We start from the raw sequence: 13,969 nt of genomic DNA on the forward strand, positions 1-13,969 counted from the left end.
CGTGGAAGGCGTGTACCGCTTCCTGCTGACACCCCGCTGGTGGGGCATCAACGTCTTCGTGCTGCTCGCCATCCCGTTCTGCGTCTTCATGGGGTCCTGGCAGCTGAGCCGCTTCGAGTCACGGGTCGAGGCGCACCGCAGCGCCGACAAGCAGGTGGTGGACGCCCGGACGGAAGCGGCCCGGCCGCTCGCCGACCTGCTCCCCGTCGACCAGTCGACCTCCGGCAGGCGGGCCACCGTCAGCGGCCGGTACGCCAAGCAGCTGCTGGTCCCCGACCGGCAACTCGACGGCAGGGACGGCTTCTACGTGCTGACCCTGCTGCGCACCGACTCCGGCCGCGCCCTGCCCGTCGTCCGCGGCTGGCTGCCCGGCCGGGCCGGCGCCGCCGAGGTGCCCGCGCCGCCGGCCGGCGAGGTCACCGTCACCGGCGCGCTGCAGGCCTCCGAGACGCCCGGCGACAACGGCGTCAGCACCCAGGGCGGGCTGCCGTCCGGGCAGACGGCGGCGATCAGCGCGGCCTCCCTGGTGAACCTGGTGCCGTACCCGGTGTACGACGCGTGGATCACTCTGGACAAGGCCGACGCGGGGATGACGGCGGTGCCGGCGACCGCGCCGGACAACTCGGGGCTGGACCTGAAGGCGTTCCAGAACCTCGGTTACACCGGCGAGTGGTTCGTGTTCGCGGGGTTCACGGTGTTCATGTGGTTCCGGCTGCTGCGCCGCGAGGTGGAGTTCGCCCGGGACGCGGCGCTCGGCCTGGTGCCGGACGAGGAGAGCCCGTCCCCGCAGCCGACCGCGGTCTGACCCGCTCCCAGGTCAGCCGGCTGGCGGGACGGCGGAGCGCAGGCCGAGCCACTGCTCCGCTCCCCAGGCCTGGAACCGCTCCACCTCGGTGAACCCGAGTTTCGCCGCGAGACGCAGCGAAGGGGCGTTGGCGCTCTGGGTGGTGAGCACCACCGGCTCGCCGGGAAGCGCCTCGGCGAGCCAGCCGAGCGCCGCCGTGCACGCCTCGTACCCGTACCCGGCCCCCCATGCCCGCGGCAGGAACAGGTAGCCGAGGTCGGCCTTGTCCGCGGCGGCCGGACGGCTGTGTCCCGTCGCCCGCCTGAGCAGGATCAGGCCGATCATCGCCCCGTCGAGCTCGACGACGAAGCTCCCGGTCCGCCGCTCGGGCACCGCGGGCAGCTCGCGCTCCAGCTCGGCGCGGGAGCGGGGGCCGCCGAGGTAGGTGTGCACCTCCGGCGAGGCGAGCAGTTCGACGAAGACCGCGCGGTCCCGGGCCTCGGGCTCACGCAGCAGGAGACGCTCGGTCCTGATCGGTTCGGGCGGCCAGGACACGCCCCTGAGTTCCTCCACCCGCGCACGCTAACAGCCGCGCCGGACCGGCCGGACGGAAAAGCGCGGGTCCGGTCCGGCCGCGGGCGCGGCAGGGCGCCGCGGCCGGTCACACCGCCGGGAGGACCCCGGTCCAGTAGACCGTCCCGGCGCACGCGTTCGGCACCGTGGCGGAGCCGGCCGGGGAGCCGGCCTCGGGGGTGTACGAGACGGCGACGGAGCCGTCGGCCGTGCCGCCCTCGGTGAGCAGCTGGCTGGTGACGCCCTCCGACCCCGAGGTGGTGGTTCCGGTGGTGCCGCTGCCGGGGTCCGCGGACGGGCTCGGCGAGGTCGTCGGGCCGCCGGTGTCGCCGGATCCGCCGGTGTCGCCGCTGGTCGGGCAGGTCTCCAGCGGGACGAAGCCGAACTTCTCGTCGAAGGCCGCGCCAGGTGCCAGGACCAGGCCGGTCAGCTCGGCGGACGGGTCGGGGAGTCCGGCCGCCGCGTCGCCCGAGGCGTGCCGTACGGCGCTGAGCTTGCCGGCGTCGGCCGCGCCCTGCGCGAGCAGGCTCACGGTGCCGGGACCGCCGACGGTGCAGCTGGTCTTGGAGACGTTCACGACCCGGAAGCCGCCGTAGACGACGCCCGTCGAGTCGGGGGCGCCGACGGTGGCGGTCGGGGTGCCGAGCTGGTCCGAGGTGCAGACCGGGGCCGTGGTGCCGGCGCTGGTGGAGGGGACGACCTTGGTGCCGCCGACGGAACCGGTGCTCTCGTCCTTGCCGCTGTCCTTGGTGCCGCCGGACTCCTGGCCGGTCGGCCGGCCGCCGGTGCCGCCCGCGGTGCCGGAGCCGCCGTCCGGGTTCTTGCCGCCGCCGGAGCCGCCCTGGGTCTGGGAGGCCTGGGCGGCCATGGAGGTGTTGGGGTCGGTGCCGCCGGAGTGGGAGACGTGCACCAGGGCGGGGATCGCGGTGCCGATGAACAGGGCCGCTGCCGCCATGCCGACGGCGGCCTGGCGCTTGCGGGCGCGGCGGGCCGGGACGGCGCGCCGCAGGTGGTCGAGGGCGCCGTCGCGCGGCGCGAGGTCGTCGACCGCGGAGTGCAGCATGCGGCGCAGGGCCAGTTCGTCGGTGCCGAGCCCGTCGTGGTCGGGGCCGATCCCGCCGAAGCCCTGTCCGAGGTCCTCGGGGCTCTTGTCGTCGGGGCCGTGGTTCACAGTTCCGTTCCCAGCGTGCGATGGCGTGTGCTCTTGCTCGTGGTCCCGCGCGGGCTCCCGCCGTCCGGGAGAGTCGTGGCCGCCGGGCCGCTCCCCCGCATCCCGCGGGCCGTCCGGTTCTCCCGGGCCGTCGCAGCCGCGCGGCGCACGGCCGGCGCGTGACGCACCGTCCGGTGTCGGCTCGTGCCAGGCGTAGGGCTCGTGGCGATCATGCGAGTCGCCTCCCTCGGGGCTGTCCGTCATGCCGCCGACTCCATCGCGACCCGCAGTGCGGCGATGCCGCGCGACCCGTACGCCTTCACCGAGCCGAGCGAGATGCCGAGCGTCTCGGCGACCTGGGCCTCGGTCATGTCGGCGAAGTAGCGCAGCACGAGGACCTCGCGCTGGCGGCGCTGCAGGCCCTTCATGGCCTTGATCAGGTCGCGCCGCTCCAGTTGGTCGTAGGCGCCCTCCTCGGCGCTCGCCATGTCCGGCATCGGCTTGGACAGGAGCTTGAGGCCAAGGATGCGGCGGCGCAGCGCGGAGCGGGAGAGGTTGACGACCGTCTGGCGCAGGTAGGCCAGGGTCTTCGCCGGGTCACGGACGCGTTTGCGGGCTGAGTGGACCCGGATGAAGGCCTCCTGGACGACGTCCTCGCAGGAGGCGGTGTCGTCGAGGAGGAGCGCGGCGAGGCCGAGCAGCGAACGGTAGTGCGCCCGGTAGGTCTCGGTGAGGTGGTCGACGGTGGTGCCTGCCGCCACCGTCTCCTCGGCGCCGTCGCGCTGGCCGGGTATGCGGGTGGGGCGCGCCGCGGGCATGGGCGCGATCACCGGCATGCCGCCGGCCGCACCGGGCGGACGGGGGCGCAGGCCCGCGCGGGACGGCGGCCGCAGGGCCGCCGCGCCGAGGGGCGCACTGAGTTCGAGTACCTCTGCCACGTCTGTTGGACACGCCTGACCCCCTCGGGGTTGTACGTGCCAGGCATCACATTCGGGCCGGGCCCGCCGGACGGGGTCGCGCCGGGCGTGCCGGGCCCGCCGGCCGGCGTCGCGGTGACCGTTCGGCGCGCGTCCGGCAGCACACCCGACGGTGCCTCAGATGCCGTCATGCGTCCCGCTCTTCCCTTGTGTCCCATATGAACGGACGTCCCCACGCCCCGATCACGGCGTCCCCACGCCAGGATCATGCGCCCCCATGGCCCGAAGGCCGGCCGCGTAAGCGCCCCGTAAGAGGGCGACCGCAAAGACGCTCCCCGCCGCCCGCTTGGTTGCGGAGGACAGGAAGGGAAATCTTCGAACGCCAAGGGGTCGAGGTTCAAGTGGTTTGGACCATGCTCATGGCCACATTTCCGGTCCGGACGGCCCGCGTGGGCGCGCTCCCACCCAGGACGTTTCCCGTGGTCACCGACTGTTCACGCGAACTCGGCCGTCCCTGAACGGCCGGTCAGTTCCGCCGCCACCAGTTCGGCGATCTGCGCGGTGTTGAGCGCGGCGCCTTTGCGAAGGTTGTCCCCGCAGACGAAGAGTTCCAGCGCGGTCGGGTCGTCGAGCGCCCGCCGTACCCGCCCGACCCACGTCGGATCGGTGCCCACCACGTCGGCCGGGGTCGGGAACTCCCCGGCGGCCGGATTGTCGAAGAGGACGACGCCCGGCGCGGTGTCCAGGATCTCGCGGGCCCCGTCGACGGTGACCTCGCCCTGGAAGCGGGCGTGCACGGTCAGGGAGTGCGTGGTGACCACCGGGACCCGGACGCAGGTGACCGCGACCGGCAGCTTCGGCAGCCCGAGGATCTTCCGGGACTCGTCCCGGACCTTCATCTCCTCCGACGACCAGCCGTCCTCGCGCAGCGACCCGGCCCACGGGACGACGTTCAGCGCGACCGGCTCGGGGAACGGCCCCGTGCTGTCCCCGACGGCCCGCCGCACGTCGCCGGGCTTGGTGCCCAGCTCGGTGCCGGCGACCATCGACAGCTGGGCCCGCAGCGTCTCCACGCCGGCCCGCCCGGCCCCGCTCACCGCCTGGTACGACGACACCACCAGCTCGCGCAGCCCGAACTCGGCGTGCAGCGCGCCCAGGGCGACGATCATCGACAGGGTGGTGCAGTTGGGGTTGGCGACGATGCCGCGCGGCCGGCTGCGGGCGCAGTGCGCGTTGACCTCGGGCACCACCAGCGGCACGTCGGGGTCCATCCGGAAGGCGCCGGAGTTGTCGACCACGACGACGCCCTTGGCCGCGGCGACCGGCGCCCAGCGCGCGGACACCTCGTCGGGCACGTCGAACATCGCGACGTCGACCCCGTCGAAGGCTTCCTCCGACAGGGCGACGACCTCGGCCTCCGCCCCGCGCACGGTCAGCTTGCGGCCGGCCGAGCGCGGCGAGGCGATCAGCCGGATCTCGCCCCAGACGTCCGCCCGCTGGGACAGGATCTGGAGCATGACCGTGCCGACGGCCCCGGTCGCCCCCACGACCGCGAGCGTCGGCTTGGCGGTCATCGGCCGGTGCCTCCGTAGACCACGGCCTCGTCGCTGGCGGAGTCGAGCCCGAAGGCGGTGTGCACGGCGCGTACGGCCTCGGGCACGTCGTCGGCGCGGGTGACGACCGAGATGCGGATCTCGGAGGTCGAGATCAGCTCGATGTTGACCCCGGCGTCGCTGAGCGCCTCGAAGAAGGACGCCGTGACGCCCGGGTTGGTCTTCATGCCCGCGCCGACCAGCGAGATCTTGCCGATCTGGTCGTCGTAGCGCAGCGAGTCGAACCCGATGCCGGCCCGGTTGCGCTCCAGGGCGTCGATGGCCTTGCGGCCCTCGGTCTTCGGCAGGGTGAAGGAGATGTCCGTCAGACCGGTGGCGGCGGCGGACACGTTCTGCACGACCATGTCGATGTTGACCTGGGCGTCGGCGATGGTCCGGAAGATGGCTGCGGCCTCACCCGGCTTGTCCGGCACACCGACGACCGTGATCTTGGCCTCGGAGGTGTCGTGCGCGACACCGGAGATGATGGCCTGCTCCACCTTCTTGTCCCCAATCGGCTGACTGCTGACCCATGTGCCCTGGAGTCCGCTGAAGCTGGACCGGACGTGGATCGGGATGTTGTATCGGCGTGCGTACTCCACACAGCGGTGGAGCAGCACCTTGGAACCGGAGGCGGCGAGCTCCAGCATGTCCTCGAAGGAGATCCAGTCGATCTTCCGCGCCTTCTTCACCACGCGCGGGTCGGCGGTGAACACACCGTCGACGTCGGTGTAGATCTCGCAGACCTCGGCGTCCAGCGCGGCGGCGAGCGCCACGGCCGTGGTGTCGGACCCGCCGCGCCCCAGCGTGGTGATGTCCTTCTTGTCCGCGCTGACGCCCTGGAATCCGGCGACGATGGCGATGTTGCCCTCGTCCAGCGCCGTCCTGATGCGCCCCGGCGTGACGTCGATGATCCGGGCTTTGTTGTGCACCGAGTCGGTGATGACGCCCGCCTGGCTGCCGGTGAACGACTGGGCCTCGTGGCCCAGGTTCTTGATCGCCATGGCCAGCAGGGCCATGGAGATCCGCTCTCCGGCGGTCAGCAGCATGTCGAACTCGCGGCCGGCGGGCATCGGGGACACCTGCTCGGCCAGATCGATCAGCTCGTCCGTCGTGTCGCCCATCGCGGAAACGACGACAACCACCTGGTTGCCGTTCTTCTTCGCTTCCACGATCCGCTTGGCGACGCGCTTGATGCCCTCGGCATCGGCAACGGAGGAACCTCCGTACTTCTGCACGACAAGGCCCACGTGCGCTCCTCGCTCGGTTTGTCTCTGTCGGCTCAGTTTAACGAGCGGCCGGATCCCGCCGGCGTGCTCCCGCATGGTGAGACGTGGTGACGGAGGGTTCCGCCGCTCGCTTCCGGGACGGAACATGCCCAGCGCACCGCGCACCACTCGGGAAAGTGCGGTGGCTCACAGTGACGGCGGCGAGGAGAGCGCCGAGGCCGGGACCGGTCCGGTGCCCCGGCAGCCGGGGCGCCTGCTCACGAGGTCCGCAGGCCCAGCTGTCCGCCGATCTCCTCCTGCATGACCTGGCCCGCCTCGAACTCCAGGGTCTCGTCGCCCAGCGCCGCCTGGTCGGTGTCCAGGCCGTCCAGCTCCGCCAGCGGCTGGTTGAGGCGCACGTGGATGAGGATGGACTGCAGGGCGCGCAGGGTCGCGGAGGCCGTCGGGCCCCAGTTGGAGAAGTAGGAGAACTGCCACCACCACAGCGCCTCCGTGGTGCGGCCGGCCCGGTAGTGGGCCATGCCGTGCCGGAGGTCGGCGACGATGTCGGCCAGGTCGTCCGAGATACGGGCCGGGACGGGCGCCCTGCGGGGTTCGTACGGGTCGAAGACCTCGGAGTAGACGTCGATCGGCTCCAGCATGCGGGCGAAGTTCTCGCGCAGCTCGTCGACGTCCGGCTCGGGACCCAGGTCCGGCTCGTAGCGCTCGTCGGGGACGATGTCCTCGTGCGCGCCGAGGCGGCCGCCGGCCAGCAGCAGCTGGGAGACCTCCAGGAGGAGGAAGGGCACCGCCGAGTCCGGCTCGTCGCCCTTGGCCACCTCCGTGACGGCCACCAGGAAGCTCTCGACCTGGTCGGCGATCTGGACCGCGAAGTCGTCGGGGTCCTGGGCGGTCGCGTGCAGTGTGGCGTCAGACATCTAGGAGTCGTCTCCCCTCGAAGGCGCGTCCGAGGGTGACCTCGTCCGCGTATTCCAGGTCGCCGCCCACCGGGAGGCCGCTGGCCAGGCGGGTGACCTTCAGGCCCATGGGTTTGATCATGCGGGCGAGGTAGGTGGCGGTCGCCTCGCCCTCCAGGTTGGGGTCCGTGGCCAGGATGAGTTCGGTGACCGCGCCGTCGGCCAGCCGGGCGAGCAGTTCCCTGATCCGCAGGTCGTCGGGGCCGACGCCCTCGATCGGGCTGATCGCGCCGCCGAGCACGTGGTACCGCCCGCGGAACTCGCGGGTGCGCTCGATGGCGACCACGTCCTTGGGCTCCTCGACCACGCAGATCACCGACTGGTCGCGGCGCGGGTCACGGCAGATGGTGCACAGCTCCTCCTGCGCCACGTTGCCGCAGACCGCGCAGAACCGGACCTTGGCCTTGACCTCCAGGAGGGCCTGGGCGAGCCGCCGTACGTCCGCCGGCTCCGCCTGCAGGATGTGGAAGGCGATCCGCTGCGCGCTCTTCGGACCGACGCCGGGCAACCGCCCCAGCTCGTCGATGAGGTCCTGGACCACGCCTTCGTACAACGGACTGCCCTTCCTGGAGTCTTCGGTACGTACCGTAGTTGGCTGCCGCCTGTCCTAGGAAGGCGGTACGGGTGTCGCACGGGCGACGAACATCAGAACGGCCAGATCAGAACGGCAGACCGGGGATGCCGCTGCCGCCGCCGAGCCCCTGCGTGAGCGGGCCGAGCTTCTGCTGCTGGAGCGCCTGGGCGTTCGCGTTGGCCGCCTGGACGGCCGCGACGACCAGGTCGGCGAGGGTCTCGGTGTCCTCCGGGTCCACCGCCTTCGGGTCGATCTTCAGCGTGCGGAGTTCGCCGGCGCCGGTCACGGTGGCCGTCACCAGCCCACCGCCCGCCTGCCCGTCGACCTCCGTGTTCGCCAGCTCCTCCTGGGCCCGCGCCAGGTCCTCCTGCATCTTCTGGGCCTGCTGGAGCAACTGCTGCATGTTGGGCTGGCCACCACCGGGGATCACGATCAGCTCCTGGTTCCGCGTCCGTGTCGTCTGCGTCCTGCTCGGCGTCTTGCCGGTTCTGCACTGCTGTGGATGAGCCTACGTGCTCGACGCGGCCATCGCCCCGCCACACTTTCGAGTGAGAATCCTGGCGGCCCTATACCTGATCAAGGCCCACTTCCGAGCGGAAAAGAGCCGAAAGCCAGGCCTTCGCCACCCATTGGGCGGTAGGAAGGGTGCCCGTCGTCAGCATCCATGGTCACGTGCACCATGACGATCCAATGTCACGGAACGTGAGCGGTTGTGATCAGTAGGGAGTGCCGGGTGGGCCAGCCGGAGATGCAGCCCGAGGGACCGCCTCAGGAAGGGCGGGGCGAGGGCGCGGCCGGACTGCGGCCGGGTGATCTGACCGGGCGCCCGTTCCCGCTCGGGGACTGGGGTGAACCGGCCGAGCGGCTCGACGAGCTGTACCGGTGGGTGGAGCGCGGGGCGCTGGGGACCGCCGAGTGGTACCTGTCGGACCGGATCTGGAAGCGGCGGGGAGCGCGGGCGCTGCGGTGCGGGGCGGCCGTGGGCGCCGTGCTGGGCGCCGCGCTGCCGCTCCTCGACCTCACCGGGGTGGTCGGCGGCGTCGCGCCCTGGGGTTACCTCGCCCTGCTGATGGCGGTGGCGTGCGTGGGCATCGACCGGTTCTTCGGGGTGACCTCCGGCTGGATAAGGGACATGGCGACCGCGCAGGCGGTGCAGCGGCGGCTCCAGGTGCTCCAGTTCGACTGGGCCTCGGAGAGCGTCCGGGAGGTGCTGGGACCGGCGGAGGGCACGGCGAGCGAGGCGGCCGAGCGGTGCCTCGCGGTGCTGCGGCGGTTCTCGGAGGACGTGACGGAACTGGTCCGCACGGAGACGGCGGACTGGATGGTGGAGTTCCGGACCGGTCCGGCGCCGCTCGGTATGCAGGCGACGGTGACGGCCGGGCCGCGCGCGGACGCGGGACATCTGGGCGGCCGCTTCCCGATGCCGCCGGGCGCGAACGGCAGCCGCCCCAACATGCCCAGGCAGCGGCCGCCGGAGCCCCGGTGACACCGGCCGATCCCGTAGCCGACGGCTTTGTCACGACGCCCTAATGTCTTGACATCCACGGAAGCCGCGCCCCATCGTGAGCGGACAGTCCGCGCAACGGTTCCGAAGAGGGGCAGCCACATGGTGCGTACGCTCGGCGTCGCCGTCGTCGGGTTCGGCTGGATGGGGCGGGTGCACACCCAGGCCTACCAGCGGGTCCTCCACCACTTCCCGGAGCTGTCCGTCCGTCCCGAGCTGGTGACCGTCGCCGAGGAGGTGCCCGGCCGGGCCGAGGAGGCCGCCGCCCGGTTCGGGTTCGCGTCCACCGCCCGCGACTGGCGCGAGGTCGCCGCCGACCCGCGCGTCCACGCCGTCAGCGTCACCGCGCCGAACTTCCTGCACCGGGAGATCGGCGTCGCGATGGCCGAGGCAGGCAAGCACCTGTGGATCGAGAAGCCGGTCGGGCTGAGCGCCGGGGACGCCGGCGCGGTCGCCGACGCCGTCGCGAAGGCCGGCGTCCAGGGCACGGTCGGCTTCAACTACCGCAACGCGCCCGCCGTCGCCTACGCCCGTGACCTGATCGCCTCCGGCGAGCTGGGCACCGTCACGCACGTCCGCATCCGTCTCCTCAGCGACTACGCGGCACACCCGGACGGCGCCCTGACCTGGCGCTACGAGCGGGCCCGCGGCGGCGCCGGGGTCCTCGGCGACCTCGCCTCGCACGGTGTCGACCTGGCCCGTTTCCTGCTCGGCGACATCACCGCGCTCGCCGCCGACACCGCCGTCTTCATCCCCGAGCGCGCCCGCCCGACCGGCGCCACCGCCGGCCACACCCTGGCCACCGGCGGCGTGCTCGGCCCGGTCGAGAACGAGGACTACGTCAGCTGCCTGCTGCGCTTCGCCTCCGGTGCCCGCGGCGTGCTGGAGGCCTGCCGGGTCTCGGTCGGGGAGCAGAACAACTACGGCTTCGAGGTGCACGGCACCCGGGGCGCCGTCCTGTGGGACTACCGGCGGATGGGCGAGCTGGGGGTCAGCCGCGGCACCTCCTACCAGGACCAGCCGGTCGCCACGGTCTTCGTCGGTCCCGGGCACGGCGAGTACGGCGCCTTCCAGCCGGGCGCGGCCAACGCCATGGGCTACGACGACCTCAAGGTCGTGGAGGCCCGCGCCTTCCTGCGCTCCATAGCCGAGGGCAGCCCCTACGGCCCGACCCTGACGGACGCCGTGCGCAGCGCGACCGCCCTCGACGCGATGAGCCGCTCGGCCGCGGAGGGCACCTGGGTGAGCCTCGGCTGAACCGGCCCGTCTTCCCCCGCAGCGCACCGCCTTCGCCGTCGGGTCGTCCTCAGTGGCAGCGGGAGTTCACTGCTTGCTGTAGGTGAGGCTCTCCTCGCCGTCCTTGCGGACCCGCTTCAGCCGGCCGTCCGCCAGCAGGGTCACCTCGGTGGCCTCTCCGGCGCTGCACGACGAACGGGGCTCACCGGCCGTCACCGTGGAGGGGCCGATCTCCAACGGGCCGCCCGTGGCCGGCTTCCCGGTGAGTTTCGCGTCGAACTCGCAGTGATAGCCGGGTCCTTCGGCGACCAGGGTCAGCACCGGGTCGCCGACGGCACCCTGCCGGATGGTGAGTCGCCGGGTGTTGTGGCCGGTGGAGTTGTCGATCGAGGTGGCCCAGGTGCCGAGGAAGCCGGTGGGCACGCTGCCGGCCGAGGGAGACGGGGAGGACGGCGATCCGGTGGGCGCCGGTTCCCCGGCGGAGGTCCGGGCGGGCGCCGAGGGGGCGGGGTCGGCGGGGCCGCCGGCCTTGTCGTCGTCACCGCCGCTGCCCAGGAGCGCGTACACGGAACCGCCGGCGGCCAGCATCACCACCAGGGCGACCGCGACGAGGAGCACCGAACGGCGGTTGCGGCCCGGCTCCTCGTCGGGAGCCGGGTCGTAGGGCGGGGGCGGCGGCTGGGGGGCGGGGAAACGGGGAGCGGGTTCGGGGGTGGCGACGGTGGTGTAGGGGTTGTACGACGCCGGCTGCGGGTGCTGCTGGGGGTGGCCGTAGGCGGGATGGGCCGGGGCGTGTTCGGGGGACGGCGAGCCGGGTGCCGGCTGCGGCGCGGCCGGCCGCGCCTGCACGGCACCGCCCCACGCCCACGGGCCGGCCGCGCCGCTCCGCGGGGACTGCGCCGCGGACCCGTACAGCGTCGGGTCCTCCACCTCCAGCAGTTCCACCGCGTGCCGGCCCAGCTGGGCCACCAGCGACCCCGGCAGCCAGGGGTCGCGGGAGCGGCCCTCCTCGACCGTGTCGACCGCTCCCGTCCTGGCCAGGATGGCGTCCAGCGAGGGACGGGTCGCCGGGTCCTTGCGGAGGCAGTCGCGGACCACGTCGGCGATGCCCTCGGGAAGCCCGGCCAGGTCGGGCTCCTCCTGCGCGATGCGGAAGAGCTGCGCGTGCGCACCGCCCTCGGTGGCACCGAAGGGAAGCCGGCCGGTGGCCGCGTAGGCGAGCACCGAGCCGAGGCTGAAGACGTCGGAGGCCGGGGTGATCCGGTCGCCGCGCACCTGCTCGGGGGCCATGAAGGCCGGGGAGCCGACCAGCGATCCGGTGGTGGTGATGCCCTCCCCCGGGAGGGTCTCCAGGGCCCGCGCGATCCCGAAGTCGATGACCCGGGGTCCCTCTATCGTGAGCATCACGTTGGACGGCTTGAGGTCGCGGTGGACGATCCCGGCGGCGTGGATGTTGGCGAGCGCGTGCGCCAGCCCGGCGGCGAGGATCCGCACCGACCGCTCGGGCAGCGGCCCGTGGTCGTGCTCGACGATCCTCTGGAGGCTCGGCCCGGCGACGTAGCCGGTGGCCACCCACGGCACGGCGGCCTCGGTGTCGGCGTCCAGGACGGGCGCGGTCCAGAACCCGCCGACCCGCTGCGCGTTGCGCACCTCCTGGCGGAAACGGGCCCTGAAGTCCTCCTGGGCGGCGAGTTCGGCCCTCACCAGCTTGACGGCGACGGTCCGGCCGCGCTCCGAGCGGGCGAGATACACCTGCCCCATGCCGCCCGCGCCGAGCAGCGCCAGCAGCCGGTACCTCCCGATGTGCTGCGGATCCCCGGGCCCCAGCTTCTCCATGGCAGATCCGCCCCTTCTCCACATGTGTGATCCAGCCGAGAATATTCCGGCCGCCCGGGCACCCGGGACCCGCCTTGTCTACGGTTGCGTAACAGGTGCCGTTCCCTCCGGCGCATCCACCGGCTGTGGACAAACTGTCGCGGAATCCCCCTGACCATGGAACATGTCGCCGATATCGCGCCCGCGCCGGATACTCCTAGGCTCGGCGCCATGACCCCTCAGCCCAATCCCCAGGCCGGAGCCGCCGTCAAGGCGGCCGACCGCGCGCACGTCTTCCACTCCTGGTCCGCGCAGGAACTCATCGACCCGCCGGCCGTGGCCGGTGCCGAAGGGTCGTACTTCTGGGACTACGACGGCAGGCGTTACCTGGATTTCACCAGCGGGCTCGTCTTCACCAACATCGGCTACCAGCATCCGAAGGTCGTCGCCGCGATCCAGGAGCAGGCCGCGAAGATGACCACCTTCGCGCCCGCGTTCGCCGTGGAGGCCAGGTCGGAGGCGGCCCGGCTGATCGCCGAGCGGACCCCCGGCGACCTGGACAAGATCTTCTTCACCAACGGGGGCGCGGACGCGATCGAGCACGCCGTGCGGATGGCCCGGCTGCACACCGGCCGCCCGAAGGTGCTCTCCGCCTACCGCTCGTACCACGGCGGCACCCAGCAGGCGATCAACCTCACCGGCGACCCGCGCCGCTGGGCCTCCGACGGTGCCGCGGCCGGGGTCGTGCACTTCTGGGCGCCCTTCCTGTACCGCTCGCGCTTCTACGCCGAGACCGAGGAGCAGGAGACCGCGCGGGCGCTGGAGCACCTGGAGACCACGATCGCGTTCGAGGGGCCGGGCACGGTCGCGGCGATCGTCCTGGAGACCGTGCCGGGGACCGCCGGGATCATGCTCCCGCCGCCCGGCTACCTGGCGGGCGTCCGCGAGCTCTGCGACCGGCACGGGATCGTCTTCGTCCTGGACGAGGTCATGGCCGGGTTCGGGCGCACCGGTGAGTGGTTCGCCGCCGACCTGTTCGGCGTCGTACCCGACCTGATGACCTTCGCCAAGGGCGTGAACAGCGGGTACGTGCCGCTCGGCGGTGTCGCGATCAGCGGGCGGATCGCCGAGACGTTCGCCCGGCGGCCCTACCCGGGCGGGCTGACGTACTCCGGGCATCCGCTGGCCTGCGCCGCCGCCGTCGCCACCATCGGGGTGATGGCGGAGGAAGGCGTCGTCGAGAACGCGAAGCGGCTCGGCGCGGACGTCGTCGGCCCCGCTCTGGCCGCGCTGGCCGAGCGGCACCCGAGCGTCGGCGAGGTGCGCGGCACCGGCATGTTCTGGGCGCTGGACCTGGTGCGGAGCCGGGAGACCCGGGAGCCGCTGGTGCCGTACAACGCGGCCGGGGAGGCGAACGCGCCGATGGCCGCGTTCACGGCCGCCGCCAAGCAGCACGGTCTGTGGCCGTTCGTGAACATGAACCGCACGCACGTCGTGCCGCCGTGCAACGTCAGCGAGGCGGAGCTGAAGGAGGGGTTCGAGGCGCTCGACGCCGCGCTGAGCGTGGCCGACGCGTACACGGTGTAGCGGCGCCCCGCGCTCCCCCGGACCGCCGCGGCACCGGAAGGAGTACTCGCGG

At 72.8% G+C, this 13,969-nt stretch carries 13 protein-coding genes; 4 read left to right on the plus strand and 9 right to left on the minus strand.

Features of this window, described 5'->3' with window-relative positions:
* The first annotated feature begins 10 nt into the window (after positions 1-10).
* Entirely contained in the window at positions 11-805 is a 795-nt protein-coding gene (locus ACIRQ9_RS28005) for an SURF1 family protein (RefSeq protein WP_404179150.1), read from the plus strand.
* A gap of 12 nt (positions 806-817) precedes the next feature.
* Here the strand turns inward: ACIRQ9_RS28005 and ACIRQ9_RS28010 are convergent, their stop codons facing one another.
* The 8 genes from ACIRQ9_RS28010 to ACIRQ9_RS28045 form a co-directional block, all read right to left on the minus strand.
* Entirely contained in the window at positions 818-1,357 is a 540-nt protein-coding gene (locus ACIRQ9_RS28010) for a GNAT family N-acetyltransferase (RefSeq protein WP_404179153.1), read from the minus strand.
* A gap of 88 nt (positions 1,358-1,445) precedes the next feature.
* Positions 1,446-2,528, minus strand: a complete 1,083-nt coding sequence (locus tag ACIRQ9_RS28015; RefSeq protein ID WP_404179156.1) for a hypothetical protein — start codon at positions 2,526-2,528, stop codon at positions 1,446-1,448.
* A gap of 239 nt (positions 2,529-2,767) precedes the next feature.
* Positions 2,768-3,445 carry a SigE family RNA polymerase sigma factor gene (locus ACIRQ9_RS28020; protein ID WP_404179159.1) on the minus strand — a complete coding sequence of 226 codons (678 nt, stop codon included), beginning with the start codon at positions 3,443-3,445 and terminating at the stop codon, positions 2,768-2,770.
* Positions 3,446-3,918: 473 nt separating this feature from the next.
* A complete protein-coding gene (locus ACIRQ9_RS28025; protein WP_404179162.1) occupies positions 3,919-4,998 on the minus strand; it encodes an aspartate-semialdehyde dehydrogenase in 1,080 nt (359 codons plus the stop codon).
* Positions 4,995-6,266, minus strand: a complete 1,272-nt coding sequence (locus ACIRQ9_RS28030) for an aspartate kinase (RefSeq protein ID WP_404179165.1) — start codon at positions 6,264-6,266, stop codon at positions 4,995-4,997. The genes ACIRQ9_RS28025 and ACIRQ9_RS28030 overlap by 4 nt, the downstream gene beginning before the upstream one ends.
* A gap of 236 nt (positions 6,267-6,502) precedes the next feature.
* Entirely contained in the window at positions 6,503-7,162 is a 660-nt protein-coding gene (locus ACIRQ9_RS28035; RefSeq protein WP_404179168.1) for a DUF5063 domain-containing protein, read from the minus strand.
* Positions 7,155-7,754, minus strand: coding sequence for a recombination mediator RecR (gene recR / locus ACIRQ9_RS28040; protein WP_404179171.1), 600 nt, complete (start codon positions 7,752-7,754; stop codon positions 7,155-7,157). Before recR ends, ACIRQ9_RS28035 begins: the two co-directional genes overlap by 8 nt.
* A 106-nt stretch (positions 7,755-7,860) precedes the next feature.
* Positions 7,861-8,205 carry a YbaB/EbfC family nucleoid-associated protein gene (locus tag ACIRQ9_RS28045; RefSeq protein WP_351940561.1) on the minus strand — a complete coding sequence of 115 codons (345 nt, stop codon included), beginning with the start codon at positions 8,203-8,205 and terminating at the stop codon, positions 7,861-7,863.
* A gap of 303 nt (positions 8,206-8,508) precedes the next feature.
* Between ACIRQ9_RS28045 and ACIRQ9_RS28050 the strand changes: the two genes are divergently transcribed.
* Together ACIRQ9_RS28050 and ACIRQ9_RS28055 are read left to right on the plus strand one after the other, a co-directional pair.
* Positions 8,509-9,261, plus strand: a complete 753-nt coding sequence (locus tag ACIRQ9_RS28050) for an SLATT domain-containing protein (RefSeq protein WP_404179175.1) — start codon at positions 8,509-8,511, stop codon at positions 9,259-9,261.
* 120 nt (positions 9,262-9,381) lie between these two features.
* Positions 9,382-10,536, plus strand: coding sequence for a Gfo/Idh/MocA family protein (locus ACIRQ9_RS28055; RefSeq protein ID WP_404179178.1), 1,155 nt, complete (start codon positions 9,382-9,384; stop codon positions 10,534-10,536).
* A 66-nt stretch (positions 10,537-10,602) separates the two neighbouring features.
* On the opposite strand, the gene ACIRQ9_RS28060 is transcribed toward ACIRQ9_RS28055, so the two are convergent.
* Complete coding sequence (locus tag ACIRQ9_RS28060; RefSeq protein WP_404179181.1) at positions 10,603-12,351, minus strand: serine/threonine-protein kinase; 1,749 nt, start codon at positions 12,349-12,351, stop codon at positions 10,603-10,605.
* Positions 12,352-12,561: 210 nt separating this feature from the next.
* Between ACIRQ9_RS28060 and ACIRQ9_RS28065 the strand changes: the two genes are divergently transcribed.
* Positions 12,562-13,917 carry an aspartate aminotransferase family protein gene (locus ACIRQ9_RS28065; protein ID WP_404179184.1) on the plus strand — a complete coding sequence of 452 codons (1,356 nt, stop codon included), beginning with the start codon at positions 12,562-12,564 and terminating at the stop codon, positions 13,915-13,917.
* The last annotated feature ends 52 nt before the right edge of the window (positions 13,918-13,969 follow it).

It is taken from the genome of Streptomyces sp. NPDC101237, from assembly GCF_044767465.1.
In the GTDB taxonomy this organism is placed as follows: domain Bacteria; phylum Actinomycetota; class Actinomycetes; order Streptomycetales; family Streptomycetaceae; genus Streptomyces; species Streptomyces gramineus.